The sequence below is a fragment of the Stutzerimonas stutzeri genome, from assembly GCF_009789555.1.
Lineage (GTDB): Bacteria > Pseudomonadota > Gammaproteobacteria > Pseudomonadales > Pseudomonadaceae > Stutzerimonas > Stutzerimonas stutzeri_R.
The window spans coordinates 4,157,155-4,178,458 of the sequence record NZ_CP046902.1 but is presented as its reverse complement, the minus strand read 5'-3'; the positions used below and the strand labels follow the sequence as shown (position 1 = coordinate 4,178,458).

Genomic DNA, 21,304 nt, shown 5'->3' with positions numbered 1-21,304 from the left:
AGGGTCAGTTGATGGCGCCGTAGCCGTTGACGATGATTTCCGAAATTTCTCCGGTGAGCCGATCGGTGATTTCTACGGTCAGGTTGCCGTCGAGGTTCACCACATTGACGATGAAATCATCGGTGATCAGTGAGCCGCCGTTCGGGTCGTCCATCTTGTTGAGCAGGTCCGATAGCAGTCGCGATTCCAACTGGCTGGTGAAGCGATCCAGTGCCGAGGTGCCTGTCAACGAGGAGCGGTCGATCGCGTCCGGGTCCTTGGTGTCGTTCTGGGCCTGGGCGTTGCCCAGCAGCCAGGCTCCATTCAGCGGGCTACCGCCGAACGAGGGGTTGACGGGGGTGTAGACCAGTTCGGTCGCGGTGACGCCGGTGCTGAGAAAGAGCCCGGCCAGAAGCATGCCGGTGATTGTATGGGGTGACCGGTTCATAACTCATCCTTCGCAAGGTCTATGGTGTCTTCGAACAATGCTTCGACTTTTCTTCGGTTTATCTCTTGGAGCACGAAATCCGCTGCGTCATAGGCGGTCTGTTCCATGTCATTGACGTTCGGTTGCAGGAAACGGCGATACAGGGGCTGATTGTTCTGTTCGACCACCACCAGGATTCCCCAGCGCGCCGATGGCCGCTCCTTGACCGCAAGATTGAAATCCAGCGCGCTGGTGTCGTTCAGGCGTTCGCAGAACTTGCGATAGAACGCCTGGCCGGATCGGGAAACCGTGTGGTCGATGATGAAACCTTGGAGTTCGGCCTCGCCGGCATGCGCCTGGACACCGGCAAGCAATAGCAGGCCCAGGCATGCAGCCTTCATATGCCGGCCTCGTTGACGTGTCCGATTACCAGCGAGGCGCCCTGTGCGCGGTTGGAGGCGCCGAGCTTGCCCAGGGCGTTATGGATGTGGCTCTTGATGGTATGGGTGCTCAGATGCAGGCGAGCGGCGATTTCGGCGTTCGAAAGCCCCTTGCCGGCCAGCGCAAGAATCTGCTTCTCACGCACCGACAGCTCATCGATGGCGCGCGAGGCATGGGTCAGCTGACGGTAGCGACCGAGGAGCTTTTCCATCAGTGCACGGGGTAGCCAGTCGCCGCCCTCGAGGATGACGCTGACGCCGCGGCTGAAGTTGGTGCGGCTGGTGTTCGGGTAGAACACGCCCTTGATCCAGGGGTGTAGCTCCAGTAGCCGGCGGGCCTGCTCGGCCGGGGCGTTGATCAGAGCGGTGGGGGTATCGCGCAACTGGCGAAGCAGGCGCTGGCAATCGGCGTCCGCGAAGCTGCCGACGTCGAGCAGGGTCAGGTCCGCATCGTTGAGGCCGGGGCGCAGCGTATTGCTGCGCGTCAGGCGAAACTGCGGGCTGTCGAGCAGGTGCTGATGGAGCGCGCTGTCCAACAACTCACTGTTAGACAGCAGGACGAGACGCGCGGGCGCGGTGACGAGCGCCATACGGGCTTCATCGGTCATGGGCATATCCTTTGCTTTGAATGGCTAACGGGTAGCGCCCGGGATCCTCACCGGGTCTGGCGCTTTGACATTACCGGTATGAAAGTAGTTCAGGGTGGTGACATTAAAAAGTCACAAGCGTGCTCTTGTGCCGGTTTTCCGACGAACTGCACGCGTGGGCGAAACTGGAAGCCCACCCTGCTCTGGAGTAGATTGACCGCTTCATCTGCGTTGCAGCATCGGGAGTCAGCCATGTCGGACCCAGCGTTCTGGTTGGTTTTCTTTTCGGCCGCCCTCGCCTTGAACCTCTCGCCGGGGCCTGATCTGCTCTTCGTGCTGTCGCGCACGTTGTCCGACGGACGGCGCGTCGGGGTGGCCTCGGCCTGTGGCGTGTGCAGTGGCGCGCTGGTCCATGTCGCTGCGGCAGCGTTGGGCATTTCGGCGATTCTGGCGACCTCGGCGTTGGCCTTCTCGGTGGTCAAGTACGTAGGGGCCGCGTACCTGCTGTATCTGGGCATTCAGGCGTTGCGCTCGGCGGGCGTCGGGGCCTCGCTCGACCCCGACAGCGGACCTCGGACCCGTCCATGGCAGGCCTACCGGCAGGGCATCCTGGTGGACCTTCTCAACCCGAAAGCGGCCATCTTCTTTATGGCGTTCCTGCCGCAGTTCGTGCGCCCGAACGAAGGCGCCGTGGCGCTGCAACTGTTGGTGCTGGGCGTGCTCGTGGTGCTGGTGGCAATCGTCGTCGAATGCGCCCTGGTGCTGGTGGCGGCGCGCGCGGGTTCGGCGCTGCGTGGCAATCGTCGCTTGAGCCAATGGCTGGACCGGATGTTCGGCTCGGTCCTGATCGCGCTCGGTATTCGGCTCGGCCTCGCCGAACGGGCATAACCGGGGGGAACGACGCCCCCGGCGTCGGTCTGAATGCTGAGCGGTGCGTTTTTTCAAGTGAGCGCTGCCGCGTAACCGGAAGGAGCTTTCATGTCCCTGTATAGCAAGAACACCACCTCCAACCTGATCCCGTGCCTGCGTTACCGCGATGTTCCGGCGGCGCTGGAATGGCTGTGCCGCGTGTTCGATTTCGAGCAGCGACGCGTGGTCGAAGACCCCCAGGTGGGGATCATCCATGCCGAGCTCGGTTTCGGCAGCGGCATGTTGATGCTCGGTCCGGTCACCGACTCGCTGTATGGCCGCCAGGTCAGGCAGCCCGACGAGGTCGGCGGCGTCTCCACGCAAAGCATCTACATCATCGTCAACAGCGCCGATGCGCTTTACACCAAGGCCAAGGCCGCGGGCGCGAAGATCGTCATCGAACTGAAGGACGAGGATTACGGCGGTCGCGGTTTCAGCTGCCGCGACCTCGAAGGCCACCTGTGGAACTTCGGCACCTATGATCCCTGGGCCGAGCCGGTTGCCGAACAGAACGCCCCTCGGGGGGACGGGTGATGCGCACGCTGACGCTGGCCGACGGCAGTGAAGTCCCGGTGATCGGCCAGGGGACGTGGCACATGGGCGAGAATCCGGCTGAACGTAGCCGCGAGGTGGCCGCGCTGCGCCTTGGCATCGAGCTGGGCATGTCGCTCATCGATACCGCCGAGATGTACGGCGAAGGCGGCGCCGAAGAAGTGGTCGGCGAGGCGATCCGCAATCGCCGCGACCGGGTGTTTCTGGTCAGCAAGCTGTACCCGCACAATGCCAGTCGCCGAGGCGTGCCCGAAGCCTGTGAACGCAGCCTGCGCCGCCTGGGCACCGACTGTATCGACCTGTACCTGCTGCATTGGCGTGGCCAGTACCCGCTGGCGGAAACGGTCGAAGCCTTCGAACGGCTCAGGGAGCAGGGCAAGATTCGCCGCTGGGGAGTATCGAATTTCGACCTGGACGATATGCACGAGCTGGGTGCGCCCGCGTGCGCGGCCAATCAGGTGCTCTACAACCCTGGCGAGCGCGGGATCGAATTCGACCTGTTGCCCTGGTGCCAGGCACGGGGCATGCCGATCATGGCGTATTGTCCGTTAGGGCAGGGCGGCGAACTGTTGCGGCATCGGGCGGTGGTCGAGGTTGCGCGTCGCCACGGCGCACAGCCGGCCCAAGTGGCACTGGCCTGGGCTTTGCGTCAACCCGGCGTGCTGGTGATACCCAAATCGTCGAACCCATCGCATCTACGCGCCAATGCGTCGGCCGCAGCGCTTGAACTGACGCCTGCGGACCTGGGCATCCTGGACGGCGCCTTCACGCCGCCGACCCGCCCACGACCGTTGCAGATGGTGTGATGGACAGATCCTCCGGGCGGTGGGGAATGTTTGCCCTGTCCAGGCTGTCAGCTGTGAACGACAGCACACCTCGGAGGTGCGAATATGGCGGATTCCAGGCTTGAAGGCGCAGTGGTGGTCATCACCGGGGCGTCCAGTGGTATCGGTCGCGCCACCGCACAGGCGTTCGCGCGCCAGGGTGCCCGTGTGGTATTGGCCGCACGCGACGACGAGGCCCTGCAAGAGGCGGCCGAGGAGTGCCGGGCGCTCGGTGCTCAAGCGCTTGTCGTGCCCACCGACGTGACACTCAGCGACTCCGTGGAGCAACTGGCAAGCGCCGCCGCCGGGTTCGGGCAGGGGCGCATCGATGTCTGGATCAACAATGCCGGCGTCGGCGCGGTCGGCGCGTTCGACGAAACGCCTCTGGACGCCCATGAGCAGGTCGTGCAGACCGACCTGATCGGTTACCTGCGCGGTGCGCATGTGGTGCTGCCTTATTTCAAACAGCAGAATGGCGGCGTTCTGATCAATACCCTGTCGGTCGGTAGCTGGGTTCCGCAGCCGTTCGCCGTGGCCTACTCGGCGAGCAAATTCGGCTTGCGCGGCTTCTCCCATGCGCTGCGCGGCGAACTGGCGCACTGGCCCGGTATCCACATCTGCGATGTCTATCCGTCGGTGGTCGATACCCCTGGCTTCCGTGACGGTGGCAATTATGCCGGGCGCTCGTTGCAGCCGCCTCCGCCGCTGTGCGATCCCCGTCAGGTGGCCGAGGCGATGGTCAGTCTCGCTCTGCATCCGCGTCATACCACCTCGGTTGGCCTGATGGCGACACTGCTGCGCTTCGCGCATTTCATCACCCCGGGTTTCGATCAACTGTCGGGGTTGCTGACGGGCGCCGCACTGCGCCGCGCGGACCGGGTGGCGCCCTCTTCGGGCAATCTGTTCCACCCGCCACTGGGTCAGCGCCGAATCGATGGCGGCTGGCGCAGCAACGCGCCTCGCCAGCGCTCCCTGCTGCTGGCGGGCGGGATCGCGGCGGGTGTGGTCGGTTTGTTGCTGTGCCGCCGTAAACGCTAGGCGATCCGCTGAGGCCGACGCCTGCCGATGGCCGTTGGCGTGGCGCTGAATTTCAGCGAGGCTCGGGCAGGCAGTCCAGCGAACCGAGGTCCTTGTGCAGCGCTTCCAGTTGCGCGACGAGATGGCGTCGTTGGTCGGCGTCGGACAGGGCGTAAAGGTCACTGAACAGACTGATCCCGGCCTGCTCGGTGCGCGTGAAGGCGGCTCTGTACGCTGGCGTCCACAGCGATTCGCGGTCTTGCAGCAGCGTCGCGACGCGTTCCGAGAAGCCCGCCTCATGGCGCCGGGTCAATGCATCGCCGAGCGCCCGCTGCCACTGAACGCGGTTGGCCAGCCAGTGTCGATTCTGATCGCCAAGCGCGCGTGCCCATTCGAGGATGCGCTGCCGTTGCGCCTCATGGGTACTGCCCATCCATTGCTCGACCCGCTCGCGCATGCGTTCGGCACGTTCGCGTATCTGTTGATCCAGCGGCGGTTGCAGATACTTCTGCTCGCGTTCGCGACGATCGTCATCGAGCGCCGCGTTGAGGTCGTGCACTTGCTCGTCATCGAGATCGCGCAGCAGTTGCGTCGTGGTCGGCGTGATCTGCACCGCGATGGCGTGGATTGCCTGTTTTGCGTCCTGGTAATGCGCGCGCAGTGCGGCCTGGTCGACGTCGCCCTGGTTGACCTGTCGCTGTAGACGCTCGAGGGTGCGCAGGTAATCCGGCAACTGCGTGCGGCAATGCCAGCTCAGGTGGTCGCGCAGCTGCGCACGGAAGCGCTTTTGCTGGTCGCCACTCATGTCCAGGTAATCATTGAGCGACCAAGGTATCAGCAGATGCAGATTGCGGTAGGCCAGATTCATGCGGCTGCAGCCGACCGTAACGAGGCTGAGCACCACCAGTAACAGTACTGTCTTGCAGCCAAGCGCCTGACGAACCCGCATCGCAGCCCCCGCGTCTGTGTTATCGGCCGATACAGTGCCGCATCTTCTCAGTAGAGCCGCGCGACGCAGCGGCAGTTCGGGCACAAACAGCAACGGCTTGTTTCAGCGAGAAAAACGCTGCATCCGTGGTCCCTATTAGGAGACGCGGCGACCAAGCCTGCAGACCGAACGCAATCGAAGGGGAGAGAGCCATGCAAAAAGCGATCAGGCACCTGACCGGAGACGACGTGCCACAAGGCTGGCGCCCGACGTGGGTGACGTGCTGGGTGGTGGAACTGGACGGCAAGACCATCGCCGGGCCCTACGCCACGCGCGACGAGGCGCAAGCGGTGATGGACGGTGAGCAGGAGCCGAAGATTTCGCAGACGCCTACGCCCCGATAAGGATGCTCAAAGGCATCGGTTAGCGCAGGGATCGATCCGCTCGGGCAACGGCGCCGGCGGCTCGACGAGGCGGGACACCAGTTCAAGGGCCTTGTCGAAGGACGGATAGCCGCTCTGCGCGACGTCCAGCTCGGCGTAGGCCTGCCGATACTGTTCGGCCTTCTTCGGGTCGGTTTCGCTGACCAGATAGGGCTCCTGGTAGATCTTGTAGAGCAGCGCGACCGCATGCGGATGGCCTTTGGCGGCGGCCTGGTCGAGCAGGCGCAGAACGTCTGCCTGCTGCGGGCCCTGTCGAATCATCAGCAGCGCCTGATAGAACTCGATCTCGCCCCGCTCGTCGAGCCGGGCGCTGCGCTCGAGCAAGGCATCGGCAAGCTCATAGCCCTCTTCGTCACCGATGGAGATCAGGATCTTGGCCTGCAGGAGATCGTTCTGATAGAGCAGCCGCTCCGTGCGGCACGTGCTGTCGCTGCTGGACTGATCGCATCGCGGAGAGGCGCAGCCGCCCAGGATCATGAGCAGTCCGATCACCAGTGCGTTCTTCATCGCGGCCTTGTTCTCATGATGGGTTAGGTGGGTCAGCGCGTGTTCTGACCCGCGAGTTTCGTTTCTGTTCAGCGTCATGGCTCGCTGGCGATGGGCTTGAGTCCGTACTGGAACAACAGGATCTGCCACCGCGGGTTGCTCTGCAAGCCATTGAGAAAGCCGTCCAGGTAGTCCATGACAGGCGCGCCCAGCGGGCCATTGACCAGCAGATGCCGTGCGAACTGGTACAGCGGGGTATCCGATACATAAAGGTCGCTGAGGGGGTCGTCCTTGCGGTAATAGAGCAAGGTCGAGCGCGGGATCAGCAAGGTGTCGATGCGTCCGGAGAGCAGCTTCTGGAGGTTCTGCAAATCGGTCTGAACATCCTGGCGCGTGATCGCACCACGGGCGATATCCTCTTCGAGCGCCGCGTAACGGTGCCCGAGCACACCTCCCAGGACAAGACCGTGCAGCGAACGAGGGCCCTCGTATTCAACGGGCGCATCGGGTAGCGAGACGAAATCCTGCTGGTCGATCAGCAGCGGCTGCGACCATTTGCCATGGGCCGCCTGTGCAGTCGTGAAGAAGCGAGGGGTGGCCCATAGCAGCACGCCGGGGCGCTTGCGAGCGAGGCGAACGTCCACACGCTTGCGCGGCAATTCCACCAACTCGAAGTGGAAACGCTCACCGTTGGCCGGGTCGTCGTTGAGCAGTTCGACGAAGGCATGCGAAAGGCCTCGGGCGTCGTCGAGAATGAAAGGTGGCGAAAGGTGATAGGTCCAGACTTCGACTTTCTGCTGCTGCGCCCCGCAGACCAGAGGCACCAGAGCCAGGGTGAGTACCAGCACGAGTCTCTGCATGACGAACCTTCGCGGCTTGAGGACGAGACTGCCCGACGTTGGAGCTGTGACCTCCAATGGCCTCTGTCCGTTTCAATGGCATCAGCGTAGCCGAGGGGCCCGGCGGCGCGAGCGATCAGGGCGATCGCCGCCAGCGTGCTGTCTAGAAGCGTTCGTGCTCGCCGAGGAATCGCCACTCGCCGACCGGCAGTTTGGCCATCGACAGACGGCCGATGCGAATGCGCTTGCAGCTGCGCATCTGCAGCCCGATCGCTTCGCACAGCTGGCGCAGGTCGCCCGCTTGCGGCGCCTTGAGCACGATCCGCAGACGGGTTTCGTTCTGCCAACTGGCTTTGGCCTTGGGCAGTACCCTGCCGCGATGGCCGATGCCCTTGGCCAGCAGCGCCAGGCCGCCTTCCTCGGGTTCACCCGCCACTTCGACGATGTACTCGTGCTCGAGCTTGCCGCGTGGGTCGGCAAGCGTACGAATTACCTCGCGCTGCTGGCTGAACACAACCAGCCCGCTGACGTCCGGTTCCAGCGCAAGCAGCGCGGTCTGGCGAGCCAGGTGGCGGTCGCGCGGAGTGAGCCGGGCATCGTCGCCAGACCAGTGTCTCGCCTGGCTCAGTTGCGCCTGGGCGGACGCGGGGTCGGTGGCGGTGGGGGTGCCGGCTGGCTTGTGCAGGAGCAACGTCACCGGCTGCACTTCGGTCGCGGTAGCGCCCGGCAGCAGCTCGATCCGTTGGTCTTCGACCTTGAAATACGGGGCTTCGATGATCTGTCCATCGACGCTGACCCAGCCGCCCTCGATATACAGCTCAGCCTCGCGCCGGGAACAGCCGAGTTGCTCGGCGAGGCGTTTGGACAGGCGCATGGGGTCGGTCATGGATATCTCGGAGGGTGTGCAGGGGAACCTGGCGAGCTGCTGCGGTACGGCAGTAACGGCGGGAGCTCGCGTGTCGGTCAGGTGGTGCGTTACTTCTTGCTGATGGTGATCTGTCGCGACGGGCCCTGGGTCTGGCCGCTGACGCCGTTGGGGATCTTTTGGACTTCGCCACCGGCCTTCAGGAAGGCAGCCATCTGAGCGGCCAGGGATTGGCTGGTTTCGCTGGCGGGTTCGGGTTTACGTTTGGCGGATGTGGTCTTGGAGGCCATCGTCATCGGGTTCCTTTGGTCAGTCGAACCGGACATTATACAGATCTGGCTAATTTTTGTTCGATTTTCGGTGCGCGGCCACGCGCTGAGCATTTCGGGTCGTCCATGGTCTTCTTAAACAGTCGCCTTTCACTCAGGAGCTATCCCATGTCTCGCTTTGCCCGTCACGCCCTTGTCTGCAGCCTGGTTCTGGCCTGTTCGTCGCCGGCGTTCGCCGAAGTCGAATACTTCGACAGCGAGCAAGGTCGCGTCACGGTGCAGACCGTCGCCAGCGACCTGGAGCATCCCTGGGCCTTAGCGTTTTTGCCGGATGACAAGGGCATGCTGGTGACCGAGCGGCCCGGAAGGCTGCGTATCATCAGTGGCGATGGGCAGATATCCGAACCGCTCGCGGGTGTGCCGGAGGTGTTTGCGCGTGGACAGGGTGGCTTGCTCGATGTTCGCCTGTCGCCCGGGTTCGGGCAGGACCGGCTGGTCTATCTCAGCTACGCCGAGGCCGGCGATGACGGCCAGGCGGGCACCACCGTGGGGCGCGGCCGGCTGGCCGACGACCTGAGTGGGCTGGACGACTTCACGGTTATCTTTCGCCAGCAGCCGAAGCTGTCCACCGGCATTCATTTCGGCTCCCGGTTGGTGTTCGATGACGAGGGGCATCTGTTCATTGCGCTGGGCGAGAACAACCAGCGGCCCACGGCCCAGGAGCTCGACAAACTCCAGGGCAAGCTGGTGCGCATCTACCCTGACGGCAAGGTTCCGGACGACAACCCCTTCGCGGCGACCCAGGAGGCTCGCCCGGAAATCTGGTCCTACGGTCACCGCAATCAGCAGGGCGCCGCCATCAACCCGTGGAGCGGCAAGCTCTGGACCCACGAGCACGGCCCGCGCGGCGGCGACGAGATCAATATTCCCCAGTCGGGGCGCAACTATGGCTGGCCACTGGCGACCCATGGCATCAACTATGGCGGCCAACCGATACCGGAGGCTGAAGGCAAAACCGTCGCGGGGACCGAGCCGCCGCACCATGTGTGGGAACGATCGCCAGGTATCAGCGGCATGGCCTTTTATGACGCGCAGCGGTTCCCGGAGTGGCAGCACAACCTGTTCATCGGCGCGCTGGTCGACCAGTCGCTGATCCGCTTGCAGCTCGACGGCGACAGGATCGCCGGGGAGGAACGCCTGCTCAAGCAATTGGGCGCGCGAATTCGCGACGTTCGTGTAGGGCCGGACGGCTTCCTGTACCTGCTGACCGACTCGTCGAGCGGCCAGTTGCTGCGGGTCGGCTTGAGTGCAGAGCCATGATCGGGATCGCCGGCGCAGCCATGGGCAGGGAGCGTTCTCGCCGGCCGTCGGTCCACTGTAGTGCCGGATGATCGAATGCTCCGGCATGGCGGGTCGCTGGGGAGGCTTTGACAGGGGTTACGTTTCGCCATCTCCAGGCCTGACGCACGGATAGGAGGAAGCGTGGCGGTCGTCATCAGTGCAGTCTTGTGCATCATTTTGGGCCTGACGCTTGCCGTCGGCGGGTGGAAAATCGTCTCGCTGGGCGGGACCTGGTATTTCGCGATCCTCGCCGCCGGCTTTCTGCTCACCGGTGCGCTACTGCTGGCCAGGCGCCGCGCGGCGTTGTGGGTCTATGCACTGGTCATGCTCGGTGCGTTGGGCTGGGCGCTGTACGAGGTGGGTTTCGATTGGTGGCAACTGGCGCCGCGCGGCAGCATCGTTGCGCCGCTGGGGTTATGGTTGCTGACGCCCTGGGTTGCGCAGCGACTGGGTTGGCAACACTTCGGCGCGCGGGCCTGGGGCGGCAGCGCGCTCGCCCTGATGCTGGCGGTTCTGCTTTGGGGCGCGGCGGCGGCACAGGCGCTCTCCAGCGATAGTCACGACCTCAAGGGAATATTGCCGCCACCGTTGGCAGCGGCGCCCGGCGACCCGAATGCCGATGTCCCGGACGGCGAATGGCATGCCTACGGTCGCACCCAGCATGGCATGCGTTATTCCCCGTTGGCGCAGCTCACGCCAAGCAATGTCGCTCGGCTGGAAAAGGCCTGGCAGTTCAATACCGGTGATCGGCGCCGCGAGGACGACCCACCCGAGACCACCTACGAGGTCACGCCGCTCAAGATAGACGACAGTCTCTATATCTGTACGCCGCACAATTTCGTCATCGCATTGGACGCCGAGACGGGGCAGGAACGTTGGCGCTTCGATCCCCAGGTGCCGGCCTCGGTCAATCGCCAGCATCTGACCTGTCGCGGGCTGTCCTACCACTTCAGCGAGGCGGCGCCCGGCGACCAGGCCTGCCGCCAACGGTTGTTCATGCCGACCGCCGATGCGCGGCTGATCGCGCTGGATGCCCGGACCGGTCGGGTGTGTCCCGGGTTCGGTCGCAATGGCGCGGTGGATCTGTGGGCAAACATGCCGAACGTGAAGGAAGGCTTCTATTATTCGACCTCACCGCCGGTGGTCGCCCGGAATCTGGTCATCGTTGGCGGAGCGGTGAACGACAACGTTTCGACCACCGAGCCGTCCGGGGTCATACGGGCCTACGATGTCATCACCGGCGAGCTGAAGTGGAACTGGGATCCGGGCAATCCGCAGCAGACCGAGCCGATCGGCGAAGGTGAAACCTACAGCCAGAGCACGCCCAACAGCTGGAGCATTTCCAGCGCCGACGAGGCGCTGGGCCTGGTCTACGTGCCGCTGGGCAACCAGGTGCCGGACCAGTGGGGTGGCAATCGCAGCGAGAACAGCGAGCGTTTCTCGTCTTCCATCGTTGCCCTTGAGCTGGAAACCGGTGAGTTGCGCTGGGTCTTCCAGACGGTGCATCACGATCTCTGGGACATGGACGTGCCCGCGCAGCCGAGCCTGGTCGATATCGACACGGAACATGGGCCGATCCCCGCGCTGGTCGCGCCAACCAAGCAAGGCGATATCTATGTACTGGACCGCCGCACCGGGGAACCGATCCTGCCAGTGCGCGAAGTGCCGGCGCCGCAAGGGGCGGCCGATGGTGACTGGACAGCGCCTACCCAGCCGGTGTCGGCACTGTCCTACGAGCCGCCCATGCTCCAAGGCAAGGACCTGTGGGGGGCCACGTTCATCGATCAGATGATCTGCCACATCCGGTTCCATTCGTTGCGCTATGAAGGCCGCTATACACCGCCGTCCACCCAGGGCACGCTGGTGCATCCCGGGAACTTCGGCGTGTTCAATTGGGGGGGTGTCGCCGTCGATCCGGTCAGGCAGATGGTGTTCAGCACGCCAGCTTACCTGCCGTTCACGTCGACGCTGATTCCCCGCGAGAATGATCGCGCCACCTATGTGTCGAGCAATGAGCCGCACCTCAACGAGAATTTCGGCGCGCCCTTTGCCGTTGAACTCAAGCCTTTCGTTTCGCCAATTGGCCTGCCCTGCGTCGCGCCGCCCTGGGGATATGTCGCCGGCGCCGATCTGCGTACCGGCAAGACTCACTGGATGCGCCGCAATGGCACCGTGCGCGACCGCTCGCCGATTCCGCTTCCGTTCAAGATGGGCGTTCCGAGCCTTGGCGGGCCGATGCTCACTGGCGGCGGCGTGGCGTTTCTCAGCGGCACGCTGGACAACTACCTGCGCGCCTACGACGTCAGTACGGGCAAGGAGCTGGGCAGATGGCGATTGCCTGCCGGTGGCCAGGCCACGCCGATGACTTATCTGAGCCGTACCGGGCGGCAGATGGTCGTCGTGGTCGCTGGCGGCCATGGCTCCCTCGGGACCCGGGCGGGCGATGCGATCATCGCCTACGCCTTGCCTCGCTAGAACGGGGCGAGACGAGCGTCGGCCTTGTCTGATGAGGCAGCAGCGGTTCGGTCGACCGTGGCGCGCTCGGGTCCAATGGGCCTGTTAGAATTGTCGGATTCGAACACAGGATTCTTCACATGGCTGCCATCGGGCGTTTCAACAGCATGCAAATCGTCAAGCACACCGGTTTCGGTTTGTACCTGGACGGAGGGCCGGACGGCGAGATTCTGCTGCCCAATCGCTACATTCCCAAGAACGTCCCGACCGAGGTCGATGACTGGCTGAACGTCTTCATCTACCTCGACAGTGAGGACAAGCTCATCGCGACGACCGACAAGCCCAAGGTCCAGGTGGGTGAATTTGCCAGCCTCAAGGTCGTCGAGATCAATCGGGTCGGACTCTTCCTCGACTGGGGATTGCCCAAGGATTTGCTGCTGCCGCATTCCGAAGAAAAACGGCCGCTGAAAGAAGGCGACTATTGTGTCGTGCACGTCTATCTGGACAAGCACAGCAAACGCATCACCGCGACGGCGCGGCTGGATCGCTATCTGGACAAGACGCCGCCTCGCTACGCGGCTGGCGAAGCGGTGGACCTGTTGGTCGTCGAACCCACCGATCTCGGCTACAAGGCGATCGTCAATGGCAAGCACTGGGGCCTGATCCACAAGAACGAGGCCTTCAAGTTCCTGCGTGGCGGGATGCGCGAAAAAGGCTATATCAAGGAAGTTAGGGCCGACGGCAAGATCAGCCTGAGCCTGCAGCCGGTGGGCAGCGAAGCGGCTGATGCGTTGCAGGCGCTGATCCTGCAGAAACTGCAGGAAAACCAGGGCGCACTCCCGGTCAGCGACAAGACCGCAGCCGACGAAATCGCTCGGCTCTTTGGTGTCAGCAAGGGCAACTTCAAGAAGGCGATCGGCGGTCTGTACAAGCAGGGCCGGATCGTGATCCACCCGGATCGCATCGAACGCGCCTGATCCGCACGCCAAGGGGCCGCCAGGCCCCTTCGTCTTTCCCAGTGTCAATCCCGTCTCGCGCAGCGACAGACCGCGTCGTTGGTGGCATTTCGGCCAACGTTCGTCCGACATGACGTCGTAGCGCTACCGCTCATCCTTTTCCGGATGTTGCCGGGTGTAGCGGGGCGGAACTCCCTTTGTGCCCGTCAGGTCCAGAAAGGGCGACTGGTCATCCAGCGGTTCACGAATCGGTCGCAGGCCCTCGCCGAATGTTCCGTGCGCTCGGAGAAGCTGTGGATAGACATACCGAATGGCCGAAGGCCTGGTATCTGGTGCAGTGCAAGTCGCGCCAGGATGGCCGGGCTCAAGCGCATCTCGCGCGCCAGGGCTTCGAATGCTTTGCACCCATCGTCAAGGTGCAGACGATGGGCGGCGGGAGGCTGCGTGAGCTTCAGGAGCCATTGTTTCCGGGGTATCTGTTTATTCGAATGGGCGAGAACGACAACTGGCTATCGCTACGCTCGACGCGCGGGGTCAGTCGAGTCGTCGCGTTCTGCGGCCAGCCCTGTCGGGTACAGGACGCCATCGTCGAGCACCTCAGGCAGCGCTGCGAAACGACCGATGTCCGGGCTGCGCTGATGCCCGGTGATCGCGTACAGGTCAAGGTGGGCGCGCGCGCCGACATCGAGGCTGTTTTTGTCGCCATGGACGCAGAGCAGCGGGTGATGGTGCTGTTGAACGTGCTCAATCGCCAGCAGCAGGTCCAGATACCGCTGGCACGCATTCAACCCGTCCAACGGCGCGCAGTAGTGCCTTCCTAATAATAAGTAACGAATCTCTCTTGGTTTCGCCTGCCGTCTCGAGCATCTGCTCGACGTGGGCGGCGGCTTGCTTTCTGGCCGCCGAGACCACCGTTACAGGGCGTCGCCCTGGGGCGGTAGCGTGCCTGAACCGCAGCGGCGGTTCTGTTTCGGCGAGCGCCGGCAACGCTTCGAAGGCGCGCCACTCATCGATTCTGCAACTGTCGGGGATATTTGCGGTCTGTTTCGTGTCTATGCCTGCTCACAAGAGCCAGCGTCGCGGCCGGAGTCGAGGCATGAACAACAATTTATCTCCGAGAAGGGATTCCATATGAGGAACATCACGCTTCCAGGTGTATCGCTACTGTGTCTTGTCGCTACCGAAAGCTGGGCAGTGAACGACCCGCAGGACATACGCATTGGTGGTTTCGAGTTCACCCCGACGCTGGTTGTGCGCGAAAGCTACGACGACAACTATCGCGGGCTGTCGGACAACGAGCAGGCGTCCTGGGTGACGGGCATCAACCCGACCTTCCTGTTGGGTACGGGGAATCGCAACAGCGAGTACGAACTGGAGTATTCCTTCAACAGCGATATCTTTCATTCGGACTCCGAAGCGAGCAACACCGACCATCACCTGCAGCTCAGAAGCGTCATGGAGTTCACCTCCCGCCATCGTTTGAGCTGGGGGCTCGCCTACCACCGCGTGGAAGAGACCGCGGACACCGAAGATGCGACCGAAAACGACAAGTACAGCCGGGCGATTGCCCGTGCGGCGTACCGTTTCGGCGCCAGTACCGCGCGTAACCAGCTCGAATTCGGAACCAATTACGAACAGCGCCGGTATCACAACAGCGGCAACCTCAACGCGGCTGAAGAGCGCGACAGCCTGATGTTCAATTCCATCTGGTTCCATCGCCTTGGCTCCAGAACTCGCTCACTCGTCGAGGTTCGGCACACCGATCACGACTACAAACTCGCCAGTGCGCTGCGCGACAGCACGAACCTGGCGCTGCTCGGGGGCGCGACCTGGGATGCCACCGCAAAGACATCCGGTACGGTCAAGCTTGGTGCCGAGCGCAAGGATTTCGACAGCGATCAGCGCAAAGACTTCACCAGCCCCATGTGGGAAGTCGGCGTCACCTACAAGCCACGGTCCTATTCGGCCTTCACGATCAATTCCCGCCGTGCCTTCGACGAGGGCGACGACGGTGCCAGCACCATCAACGACTGGACGACCATCGCCAGTTGGGATCATGAGTGGACCTCGCGTGTTTCGACCGAACTGCTCTACCGCTTTTCCGATCGGGAGTACGAAGGAATCAACCGCGACGATGAGCGCACCGGCTACGGCGCTGGCGTGACCTGGTCACCGGATCGCTGGATCGACGTGACCCTTTCGTATCTCAGAACGGAAAACGACTCCAGCCTGAGCTCGGAGACCTACGACCGAAACGTTTACCTGCTGAGTTTCGACCTGAGCCTTTGAGGCCGGGTAGGACGTTAACCAGTGCCTAAGGAGGAGCCGATCATGCGCATCCCGAACATCTATAAATGCTTATCCGTGCTGTTGCTGCTGGCGTTCAGCGCCGCTGCCAGCGCTGCTCAATACGAACTGGGCTCGGGCGACGTGATCCGCATCAGCGTTCACGGCGAGCCAGACCTTTCATTCGAAGAAATACGCCTGACTGACGCCGGCACGTTCACGTTTCCCTTCATCGGCGAAGTCGATGCCAACGGCAAGACGGCCGGAGAAGTACGCAACCTTCTGGTTGAAAAGCTCAAGGACGGCTACCTGATCGATCCGCGTGTTTCGGTATCGGTGGTCAATTATCGCGAGTTCTACATTGCCGGCGAGGTGAAGCTTCCCGGCGGTTATCCCTACCAGCCCGGACTCACCCTGGATCGGGCAATTGCCCTGGCGGGTGGGCTCACCGAGCGCGCCTCGACCAAACGCATGACCATCGTGCGCGGTTCAGAAGGCAGCCGCGCCGAGGAAAAAGCCACCATGGACACCAAGGTCCGCCCTGGCGACACGATCAACATCGACGAAGGATTCTTCTGATGAACAGCCCAGTTCGCCCGGATCGACCGTGGCAGCGCCCCGTAGGGCCAGCAGCCGACAGCGATTTCATCGATCTCAAGAAAATCTGGCACGCGATCTGGTCGCGCAAGATGGGCATCGCATTGATCGTGGGGGGCGTCGCGTTGCTGACGATGCTCCTGCTTTCGCGGATGACGCCCATCTACAAAGCCGTCGCCTCGGTGCTCATCGAGACCAAGGGTACGCCGGTCCTGTCGTTCCAGCCGGCGGCCGACACCCCGGTCGAGCTCAGCGAGTACCTGCAGACCCAACTGAGCCTGATGCAGAGCCGTGGTGTGGCCGAGCGTGTGGTGCGCGATCTCAACCTGACCGAGCACCCCGAATTCGATCTGCGCCAGCAGCCCGGTCCGCTGGTCGACTTCGGCGGCATCATCGATTCGTTGACCGGCGAGGAGCCCGAAGCGCTCAGCGAAGCGCAGATCATCGATTACGCGACTCAAACATTCATGGAGCGCACCTCGGTCTGGGTCGAGGGCAAAAGCCAGCTCGTCTATCTGTCCATCGCCATGGCTGACCGGCTGACCGCCGCGCAAGCGACCAACCAACTGGCGCAGGCCTACATCGAAGCGCAGCTGGAAGCCAAAGTCGACATGTCGATGACCGCTGCCAGCTGGATGAACGAGCGTCTGGTTTCCCTGCGCCAGAAGCTGCAGGATTCCGAAGACAAGCTCCAGGCCTACCTGGACGCCGAGGGTCTCGTCGACCTGGACGGTGTCGGCACCATCAGTGCCAACGAGCTGTCCTTGACGGGTGATCGCATGATCGATGCGCGTCGTCAGCGGGCCGAGGCCGAGAGCCAGTACCGCCAGGTCGAATCCATGCGCAGCCAGGGCTGGGAGCGTCTTGCCAGCGTGCCGGCGGTACTTGGCCATCCGCTGATCCAGCAGTTCAAGGCCGACCAGGCGCACGCCCGCTCCCGCGTCGAAGACCTGTCGCGTCGTTATGGCGATCGCCACCCGGCGATGGCGTCGGCGCGTTCCGACCTGAACGCGGCCACGGCCAGTCTGCGCCAGCAGGTCGAGCAGGTGGTGGCGAGCATCGAGCGCAACTACCAGTTGGCGGTGGCCAACGAGAACTCGTTGCGCGCATCGTTCGACGAGAACAAGGGTCGTATCCAGGACATCTCCCGCAAGGAATTCAAGGTGCGTGACCTCCAGCGCCAGGTCGAAAGCGACCGCGCGCTGTATGACACCTTCATGACCCGTCTGCAGGAAACCACCGCGACTTCGGACCTGAGTTCTACCAATGCCCGCATCGTCGACGCGGCAATCCCGCCGACCGAGCCCAGCGCGCCGAACAAGAAGCTGATCATGGTGGTAGCGCTGTTCCTGGCCCTGGTGCTGGGCATCGCCCAGGCGATCATCCGTGAAATTCTCGACAACACCTTCAAGAGTTCCGAGGAAGTCGAGAGCAAGCTGGGTCTGCCGGTGATGGGCATCGTTCCGCAGGTGCCACGCAAGCTGCGCAAGGAAGTCAGCCATCTGTTCGAGCGCAACGCCGACAAGCGCTTCTGCGAAGCCGTACGGACCATCCGCACCAACTTGCTGCTGAGCGAAGCCAACCAGCCGCGGCAGGTCCTGGTCGTGACGTCCACGGCGCCCGACGAAGGCAAGAGTGCGGTATCGGCCAACCTGGCGTTCGCCATGGGGCAGCTGCATCGCGTCCTGTTGATCGACGCCGACCTGCGTCGTGCGACGCTGGACAAGGCGTTCGACTTCAAGCCGGGCACGCCGGGGCTGGTCAACCTCATCGGCGGCAATGCGAAGCTCGAGGAGTGCATCCATTCGGTCGGCAACGTCGACATGATCGCGGCCGGCGCGGTGCCGTCCAATCCGTTGGAACTGCTGTCCTCGCCACGCTTCGCCAAGCTGCTTGAAGTGGTCAAGGGCCGCTATGACCGCATCATCATCGACTCGCCGCCGAGCCAGGCGGTCAGCGATGCCGCGGTGCTTTCGACCCTGGCGGACGCGGTGATCTACGTCGTCAAGTCCGACAGCACGCTGATTCCACATGTCCAGAAAGGTGTGAGTCAGTTGCAGAACAGCAACGCGCCGGTCACGGGCGTGGTGCTCAACCACGTCGACATCGAGAAAGCCAAGAAGAACGGTCAGTTCCGTGGCTACTACGACCATTACGGATACAGCGAGCAGACGGTCTAGCGGCCAGCTCGCGCTATCCGTCTCCGGGGCGTGTTCCTCCAGCGGTGGACCCGCCCCGGATTGATGATCTGCCCAGCAAACGAATTTGCGCCTCCGGCCGCCTCAAGGGCCGCGCCGAGGCACGCCTGTATCAATGACTGAATCGAGGATCCTGCTATGAACATCACCGTCGTTGGAAGCGGCTACGTTGGGCTGGTAACCGGTGCCTGTATCGCGGAAATGGGCAACACGGTCTACTGTGTCGACGTCGACACGTCCAAGATCGAGAATCTCAAGCAGGGCATTCTGCCGATCTACGAGCCGGGCCTCGAAGAAATCGTCACCGAGAACCATGCCTCCGGGCGGTTGCATTTCACCACCTCGCTGGGCGAAGCCGCCAAGCAGTCGGAGGTGTTCTTCATCGCGGTGGGCACGCCGCCCGGCGAAGACGGCTCGGCTGATCTGCGTTACGTGCTGGAAGTCGCGCGGCAGATCGGCGACACGCTGAGCGGCCCGGCCATCGTCGTGAACAAGTCCACCGTGCCGGTGGGTACGGCGGATCTGGTTCGCGCAGCGGTGGCGGAGCGCCTCGAGGCCCGTGGCCTGGACATCGAGTTTTCGGTGGTATCGAACCCGGAATTCCTCAAGGAAGGCGCCGCGGTCAACGATTTCATGCACCCGGACCGGATCGTCATCGGCGCTGACAACGAACATGCCCGCCAGGTCATGAGCGCGCTCTACGCGCCCTTTATCCGCAACCGTCCTCGCACCATGTTCATGGGTATCCGCGATGCGGAAATGACCAAGTACGCCGCCAACGCCATGCTGGCGACCAAGATTTCCTTCATGAACGAAATCGCGAGCCTCTGCGAGCGCCTCGACGTGGACGTGGAAAACGTACGCCTTGGGATCGGTTCGGACGAGCGTATCGGCTACCACTTCATTTATGCCGGTTGCGGTTACGGCGGTTCCTGCTTCCCGAAGGACGTGAAGGCGTTGATCAATATTGCCCACCAGAACGACTTCGAGCCCAAGCTCTTGCAGGCGGTCGAGGCCCGTAACGATCAGCAGAAACACTCGCTGTTCAACAAGATTTCCACTCATTTCAACGGCGATCTCGCTGGCCGCACCTTCGCCGTCTGGGGCCTGGCGTTCAAGCCGGGCACCGACGACATGCGCGAAGCGCCCAGCGTCGTACTGATCAACAGCCTGATCGAAGCCGGCGCCAAGGTGCGGGCCTTCGATCCGGTCGCGCGTGAAACTGCGCGACGCGAGTTCCCGGAAAGCTGGTTCAACGAGGGGCGTCTGCAGATCGTCGAAGGCCAGTACGAGGCCGCCATCGATGCCGACGCGCTGTGCCTGGTGACCGAATGGAAACCCTTCCGTCGCCCGGACTTCCGTGCCCTGAAGCGGTTGCTGAATACGCCACTGATCATCGACGGACGTAACCAGTACGACCGCGAACAGGTCAAGCGCGAAGGCTTCAGTTACTACGGCGTCGGCCGTCAGCCGATCCACGCCTGAGCGAGGGCCAGCGAGTGAGCGCCATCGATCAGCCCAGCGTTCGGCGCGGCCTTTCCCCGTTCAGGGAAAGGCTCGCCGCGCTGCTGCATGGAAGCATGCGCAGCAAGTTGCTGCGCAATATCCTCACCGTGGTGACCGGTACCGCCGGGGCCCAGGCGATCACGCTGGCCTTCATGCCGGTCATCACCCGGATCTACGGGCCGGAAGCCTATGGGGTCCTGGGCACCTTTCTCAGCGTGACCATGATGCTGGTTCCGGTTGCCGCGCTCACCTATCCCATCGCCATCGTGCTGCCCAAGCGCGACGGTGATGCGCGAGGCCTGGTGCGGTTGTCGCTGGCGACCGCACTGTTACTGGCGGCGTTGGTCGCACTGGCGTTTTACCTCGTCGGGGATCGGCTGGTTGCGGTGCTGGAAATCCAGATCGTACAGCCGTACCTGATGCTCATCCCATTCGTCATGTTCTGTGGCGCGGCGTTGGAAATCTGCCAGCAATGGCTATTCCGTACCCAACGCTTCCGTATTACGGCGAGCGTGGCGGTGGGACACTCGTTGCTGTTCAATTCGATGCGCACCATTGCCGGCCTGGTGCAGTCATCGGCACTGGTACTGGTGTGTACGACTGCGCTGCAACAGGCATTGCATGCCGCGATGCTGGCGCTGGCGATGCTGCGCGCCAAACCCCATCGCGACAACCATGCAGGCGAAGCCGGGCAGGGCGATCCCGGCGTGCTGGAGCTGGCGCGCATGCACAGCGATTTCCCCAAGTATCGCGCGCCGGTGATGCTGATCAACGCCTGCTCGCAGCATTTGCCGACGCTCGTGCTGGCGGCCTATTTCGGTCCGGCGGCGGCGGGTTTCTTCGCCTTGTGCAAACAGGCGCTGACCATGCCGACCAACCTGATCGGCAAGTCGGTAGCCGACGTGTATTACCCGCGCATCAGCCGCGCCATTCATGATCGCGAGCCGGTGGCGGCGATGCTGCTGAAGGCGACCACCGCGCTGGGCCTGGTCGGCCTGGTGCCGTTTTCGGTGGTGGCCGTGTTCGGCCCCTGGCTGTTTGCGCTGGTTTTCGGCGAACAGTGGCATGTGGCGGGCGAATATGCCCGCTGGCTGGCCCTGGCCGAGTACGTGATCTTCGTCTCGCGCCCCTGTGTGGTCGCGGTCCCGGCGCTGTCGTTGCAAGGCCGTTTCCTGCTGTTCGAAGTGTTCAGCACCAGCCTGCGCGTGCTTTCGCTGTTCGTCGGCGCGGTGTGGATCGGCCATGCGCTGGCCACCGTGCAGGCATTTGCCGTTGCCAGCATCGTCATTTACTCATCGCTGATGGTGATCGTGCTGATCGCTTCGCGCCGGTGGTATGCCGCCCAGCAACTCAAGGCGCGGCAGCCGGAAGCCCAGCATCCGACAGAGAGCTTCGATTGAT

22 protein-coding genes are annotated in these 21,304 nt (G+C 63.2%); 14 read left to right on the top strand and 8 right to left on the bottom strand.

The window, feature by feature from the left end:
* Nucleotides 1-4 precede the first annotated feature (4 nt).
* The 3 genes from GQA94_RS19400 to GQA94_RS19390 are packed head-to-tail and all read right to left on the bottom strand — an operon-like array spanning nt 5 to nt 1,454.
* Nucleotides 5-427 carry a curli assembly protein CsgF gene (locus GQA94_RS19400; RefSeq protein ID WP_158189541.1) on the bottom strand — a complete coding sequence of 141 codons (423 nt, stop codon included), beginning with the start codon at nt 425-427 and terminating at the stop codon, nt 5-7.
* A complete protein-coding gene (gene csgE, locus GQA94_RS19395) occupies nt 424-807 on the bottom strand; it encodes a curli production assembly/transport protein CsgE (protein ID WP_158189540.1) in 384 nt (127 codons plus the stop codon). Before csgE ends, GQA94_RS19400 begins: the two co-directional genes overlap by 4 nt.
* Nucleotides 804-1,454 carry a helix-turn-helix transcriptional regulator gene (locus tag GQA94_RS19390; protein ID WP_158189539.1) on the bottom strand — a complete coding sequence of 217 codons (651 nt, stop codon included), beginning with the start codon at nt 1,452-1,454 and terminating at the stop codon, nt 804-806. Before GQA94_RS19390 ends, csgE begins: the two co-directional genes overlap by 4 nt.
* Before the next feature lie 231 nt (nt 1,455-1,685).
* Between GQA94_RS19390 and GQA94_RS19385 the strand changes: the two genes are divergently transcribed.
* The 4 genes from GQA94_RS19385 (at nt 1,686) to GQA94_RS19370 (ending at nt 4,756) form a co-directional block, all read left to right on the top strand.
* On the top strand, nt 1,686-2,321 hold the full coding sequence (locus GQA94_RS19385; RefSeq protein WP_158189538.1) for a LysE family translocator: 636 nt from the start codon (nt 1,686-1,688) through the stop codon (nt 2,319-2,321).
* Nucleotides 2,322-2,411: 90 nt separating this feature from the next.
* Complete coding sequence (locus tag GQA94_RS19380; RefSeq protein WP_158189537.1) at nt 2,412-2,876, top strand: VOC family protein; 465 nt, start codon at nt 2,412-2,414, stop codon at nt 2,874-2,876.
* Nucleotides 2,876-3,700 (top strand): aldo/keto reductase, encoded by an 825-nt coding sequence (locus GQA94_RS19375; RefSeq protein WP_158189536.1) that lies wholly within the window; start codon nt 2,876-2,878, stop codon nt 3,698-3,700. Before GQA94_RS19380 ends, GQA94_RS19375 begins: the two co-directional genes overlap by 1 nt.
* A gap of 84 nt (nt 3,701-3,784) precedes the next feature.
* Nucleotides 3,785-4,756: an SDR family oxidoreductase gene (locus tag GQA94_RS19370; RefSeq protein WP_158189535.1), complete on the top strand. Its 972-nt coding sequence runs from the start codon at nt 3,785-3,787 to the stop codon at nt 4,754-4,756.
* A gap of 52 nt (nt 4,757-4,808) precedes the next feature.
* Here the strand turns inward: GQA94_RS19370 and GQA94_RS19365 are convergent, their stop codons facing one another.
* Nucleotides 4,809-5,684: a DUF6279 family lipoprotein gene (locus GQA94_RS19365; RefSeq protein ID WP_158189534.1), complete on the bottom strand. Its 876-nt coding sequence runs from the start codon at nt 5,682-5,684 to the stop codon at nt 4,809-4,811.
* A gap of 191 nt (nt 5,685-5,875) precedes the next feature.
* Between GQA94_RS19365 and GQA94_RS19360 the strand changes: the two genes are divergently transcribed.
* Nucleotides 5,876-6,067, top strand: coding sequence for a hypothetical protein (locus GQA94_RS19360; RefSeq protein ID WP_158189533.1), 192 nt, complete (start codon nt 5,876-5,878; stop codon nt 6,065-6,067).
* Between the two features lie 6 nt (nt 6,068-6,073).
* On the opposite strand, the gene GQA94_RS19355 is transcribed toward GQA94_RS19360, so the two are convergent.
* The 4 genes from GQA94_RS19355 to GQA94_RS19340 form a co-directional block, all read right to left on the bottom strand.
* Nucleotides 6,074-6,613: a hypothetical protein gene (locus GQA94_RS19355; RefSeq protein WP_158189532.1), complete on the bottom strand. Its 540-nt coding sequence runs from the start codon at nt 6,611-6,613 to the stop codon at nt 6,074-6,076.
* A gap of 74 nt (nt 6,614-6,687) precedes the next feature.
* Complete coding sequence (locus tag GQA94_RS19350; RefSeq protein WP_158189531.1) at nt 6,688-7,452, bottom strand: substrate-binding periplasmic protein; 765 nt, start codon at nt 7,450-7,452, stop codon at nt 6,688-6,690.
* 142 nt (nt 7,453-7,594) lie between these two features.
* A complete protein-coding gene (locus GQA94_RS19345) occupies nt 7,595-8,317 on the bottom strand; it encodes an RNA pseudouridine synthase (protein ID WP_158189530.1) in 723 nt (240 codons plus the stop codon).
* 89 nt (nt 8,318-8,406) lie between these two features.
* The gene (locus tag GQA94_RS19340; RefSeq protein WP_025240851.1) at nt 8,407-8,586 is read right to left on the bottom strand and encodes a hypothetical protein; all 180 of its coding nucleotides are present in this window, start codon (nt 8,584-8,586) and stop codon (nt 8,407-8,409) included.
* 147 nt (nt 8,587-8,733) lie between these two features.
* On the opposite strand from GQA94_RS19340, the gene GQA94_RS19335 reads away from it, so the two are divergent.
* The 9 genes from GQA94_RS19335 to GQA94_RS19295 all read left to right on the top strand — a co-directional run bounded on the left by GQA94_RS19335 (nt 8,734) and on the right by GQA94_RS19295 (nt 21,303).
* Nucleotides 8,734-9,885, top strand: coding sequence for a PQQ-dependent sugar dehydrogenase (locus GQA94_RS19335; RefSeq protein ID WP_158189529.1), 1,152 nt, complete (start codon nt 8,734-8,736; stop codon nt 9,883-9,885).
* Nucleotides 9,886-10,047: 162 nt separating this feature from the next.
* On the top strand, nt 10,048-12,381 hold the full coding sequence (locus GQA94_RS19330; RefSeq protein ID WP_158189528.1) for a membrane-bound PQQ-dependent dehydrogenase, glucose/quinate/shikimate family: 2,334 nt from the start codon (nt 10,048-10,050) through the stop codon (nt 12,379-12,381).
* A gap of 119 nt (nt 12,382-12,500) precedes the next feature.
* Nucleotides 12,501-13,337, top strand: coding sequence for a CvfB family protein (locus GQA94_RS19325; protein WP_158189527.1), 837 nt, complete (start codon nt 12,501-12,503; stop codon nt 13,335-13,337).
* Between the two features lie 272 nt (nt 13,338-13,609).
* Nucleotides 13,610-14,137, top strand: a complete 528-nt coding sequence (gene rfaH / locus GQA94_RS19320; RefSeq protein WP_233270186.1) for a transcription/translation regulatory transformer protein RfaH — start codon at nt 13,610-13,612, stop codon at nt 14,135-14,137.
* Nucleotides 14,138-14,447: 310 nt separating this feature from the next.
* On the top strand, nt 14,448-15,605 hold the full coding sequence (locus GQA94_RS19315) for an outer membrane beta-barrel protein (RefSeq protein WP_158189525.1): 1,158 nt from the start codon (nt 14,448-14,450) through the stop codon (nt 15,603-15,605).
* A 42-nt stretch (nt 15,606-15,647) separates the two neighbouring features.
* Nucleotides 15,648-16,181: a polysaccharide biosynthesis/export family protein gene (locus GQA94_RS19310; RefSeq protein WP_158189524.1), complete on the top strand. Its 534-nt coding sequence runs from the start codon at nt 15,648-15,650 to the stop codon at nt 16,179-16,181.
* Nucleotides 16,181-18,379, top strand: coding sequence for a GumC family protein (locus GQA94_RS19305; RefSeq protein ID WP_158189523.1), 2,199 nt, complete (start codon nt 16,181-16,183; stop codon nt 18,377-18,379). Before GQA94_RS19310 ends, GQA94_RS19305 begins: the two co-directional genes overlap by 1 nt.
* A 156-nt stretch (nt 18,380-18,535) precedes the next feature.
* Nucleotides 18,536-19,882 carry a UDP-glucose dehydrogenase family protein gene (locus tag GQA94_RS19300; protein WP_158189522.1) on the top strand — a complete coding sequence of 449 codons (1,347 nt, stop codon included), beginning with the start codon at nt 18,536-18,538 and terminating at the stop codon, nt 19,880-19,882.
* A 14-nt stretch (nt 19,883-19,896) separates the two neighbouring features.
* Nucleotides 19,897-21,303, top strand: coding sequence for a lipopolysaccharide biosynthesis protein (locus GQA94_RS19295; protein ID WP_158189521.1), 1,407 nt, complete (start codon nt 19,897-19,899; stop codon nt 21,301-21,303).
* Nucleotide 21,304 lies beyond the last annotated feature (1 nt).

Excerpts from the sequence above, each read along its gene's own strand:
- GQA94_RS19385 (WP_158189538.1), top strand. The coding sequence starts at position 1,686 with ATGTCGGACCCAGCGTTCTGGTTGGTTTTCTTTTCGGCCGCCCTCGCC.
- GQA94_RS19335 (WP_158189529.1), top strand. The coding sequence starts at position 8,734 with ATGTCTCGCTTTGCCCGTCACGCCCTTGTCTGCAGCCTGGTTCTGGCC.
- GQA94_RS19355 (WP_158189532.1), bottom strand. The coding sequence starts at position 6,613 with ATGAAGAACGCACTGGTGATCGGACTGCTCATGATCCTGGGCGGCTGC.
- GQA94_RS19315 (WP_158189525.1), top strand. The coding sequence starts at position 14,448 with ATGAGGAACATCACGCTTCCAGGTGTATCGCTACTGTGTCTTGTCGCT.
- GQA94_RS19340 (WP_025240851.1), bottom strand. The coding sequence starts at position 8,586 with ATGGCCTCCAAGACCACATCCGCCAAACGTAAACCCGAACCCGCCAGC.
- GQA94_RS19350 (WP_158189531.1), bottom strand. The coding sequence starts at position 7,452 with ATGCAGAGACTCGTGCTGGTACTCACCCTGGCTCTGGTGCCTCTGGTC.
- GQA94_RS19300 (WP_158189522.1), top strand. The coding sequence starts at position 18,536 with ATGAACATCACCGTCGTTGGAAGCGGCTACGTTGGGCTGGTAACCGGT.
- GQA94_RS19365 (WP_158189534.1), bottom strand. The coding sequence starts at position 5,684 with ATGCGGGTTCGTCAGGCGCTTGGCTGCAAGACAGTACTGTTACTGGTG.
- GQA94_RS19310 (WP_158189524.1), top strand. The coding sequence starts at position 15,648 with ATGCGCATCCCGAACATCTATAAATGCTTATCCGTGCTGTTGCTGCTG.
- GQA94_RS19325 (WP_158189527.1), top strand. The coding sequence starts at position 12,501 with ATGGCTGCCATCGGGCGTTTCAACAGCATGCAAATCGTCAAGCACACC.
- GQA94_RS19380 (WP_158189537.1), top strand. The coding sequence starts at position 2,412 with ATGTCCCTGTATAGCAAGAACACCACCTCCAACCTGATCCCGTGCCTG.
- GQA94_RS19390 (WP_158189539.1), bottom strand. The coding sequence starts at position 1,454 with ATGACCGATGAAGCCCGTATGGCGCTCGTCACCGCGCCCGCGCGTCTC.
- GQA94_RS19370 (WP_158189535.1), top strand. The coding sequence starts at position 3,785 with ATGGCGGATTCCAGGCTTGAAGGCGCAGTGGTGGTCATCACCGGGGCG.
- GQA94_RS19400 (WP_158189541.1), bottom strand. The coding sequence starts at position 427 with ATGAACCGGTCACCCCATACAATCACCGGCATGCTTCTGGCCGGGCTC.
- GQA94_RS19345 (WP_158189530.1), bottom strand. The coding sequence starts at position 8,317 with ATGACCGACCCCATGCGCCTGTCCAAACGCCTCGCCGAGCAACTCGGC.
- GQA94_RS19305 (WP_158189523.1), top strand. The coding sequence starts at position 16,181 with ATGAACAGCCCAGTTCGCCCGGATCGACCGTGGCAGCGCCCCGTAGGG.
- GQA94_RS19375 (WP_158189536.1), top strand. The coding sequence starts at position 2,876 with ATGCGCACGCTGACGCTGGCCGACGGCAGTGAAGTCCCGGTGATCGGC.
- csgE (WP_158189540.1), bottom strand. The coding sequence starts at position 807 with ATGAAGGCTGCATGCCTGGGCCTGCTATTGCTTGCCGGTGTCCAGGCG.
- GQA94_RS19360 (WP_158189533.1), top strand. The coding sequence starts at position 5,876 with ATGCAAAAAGCGATCAGGCACCTGACCGGAGACGACGTGCCACAAGGC.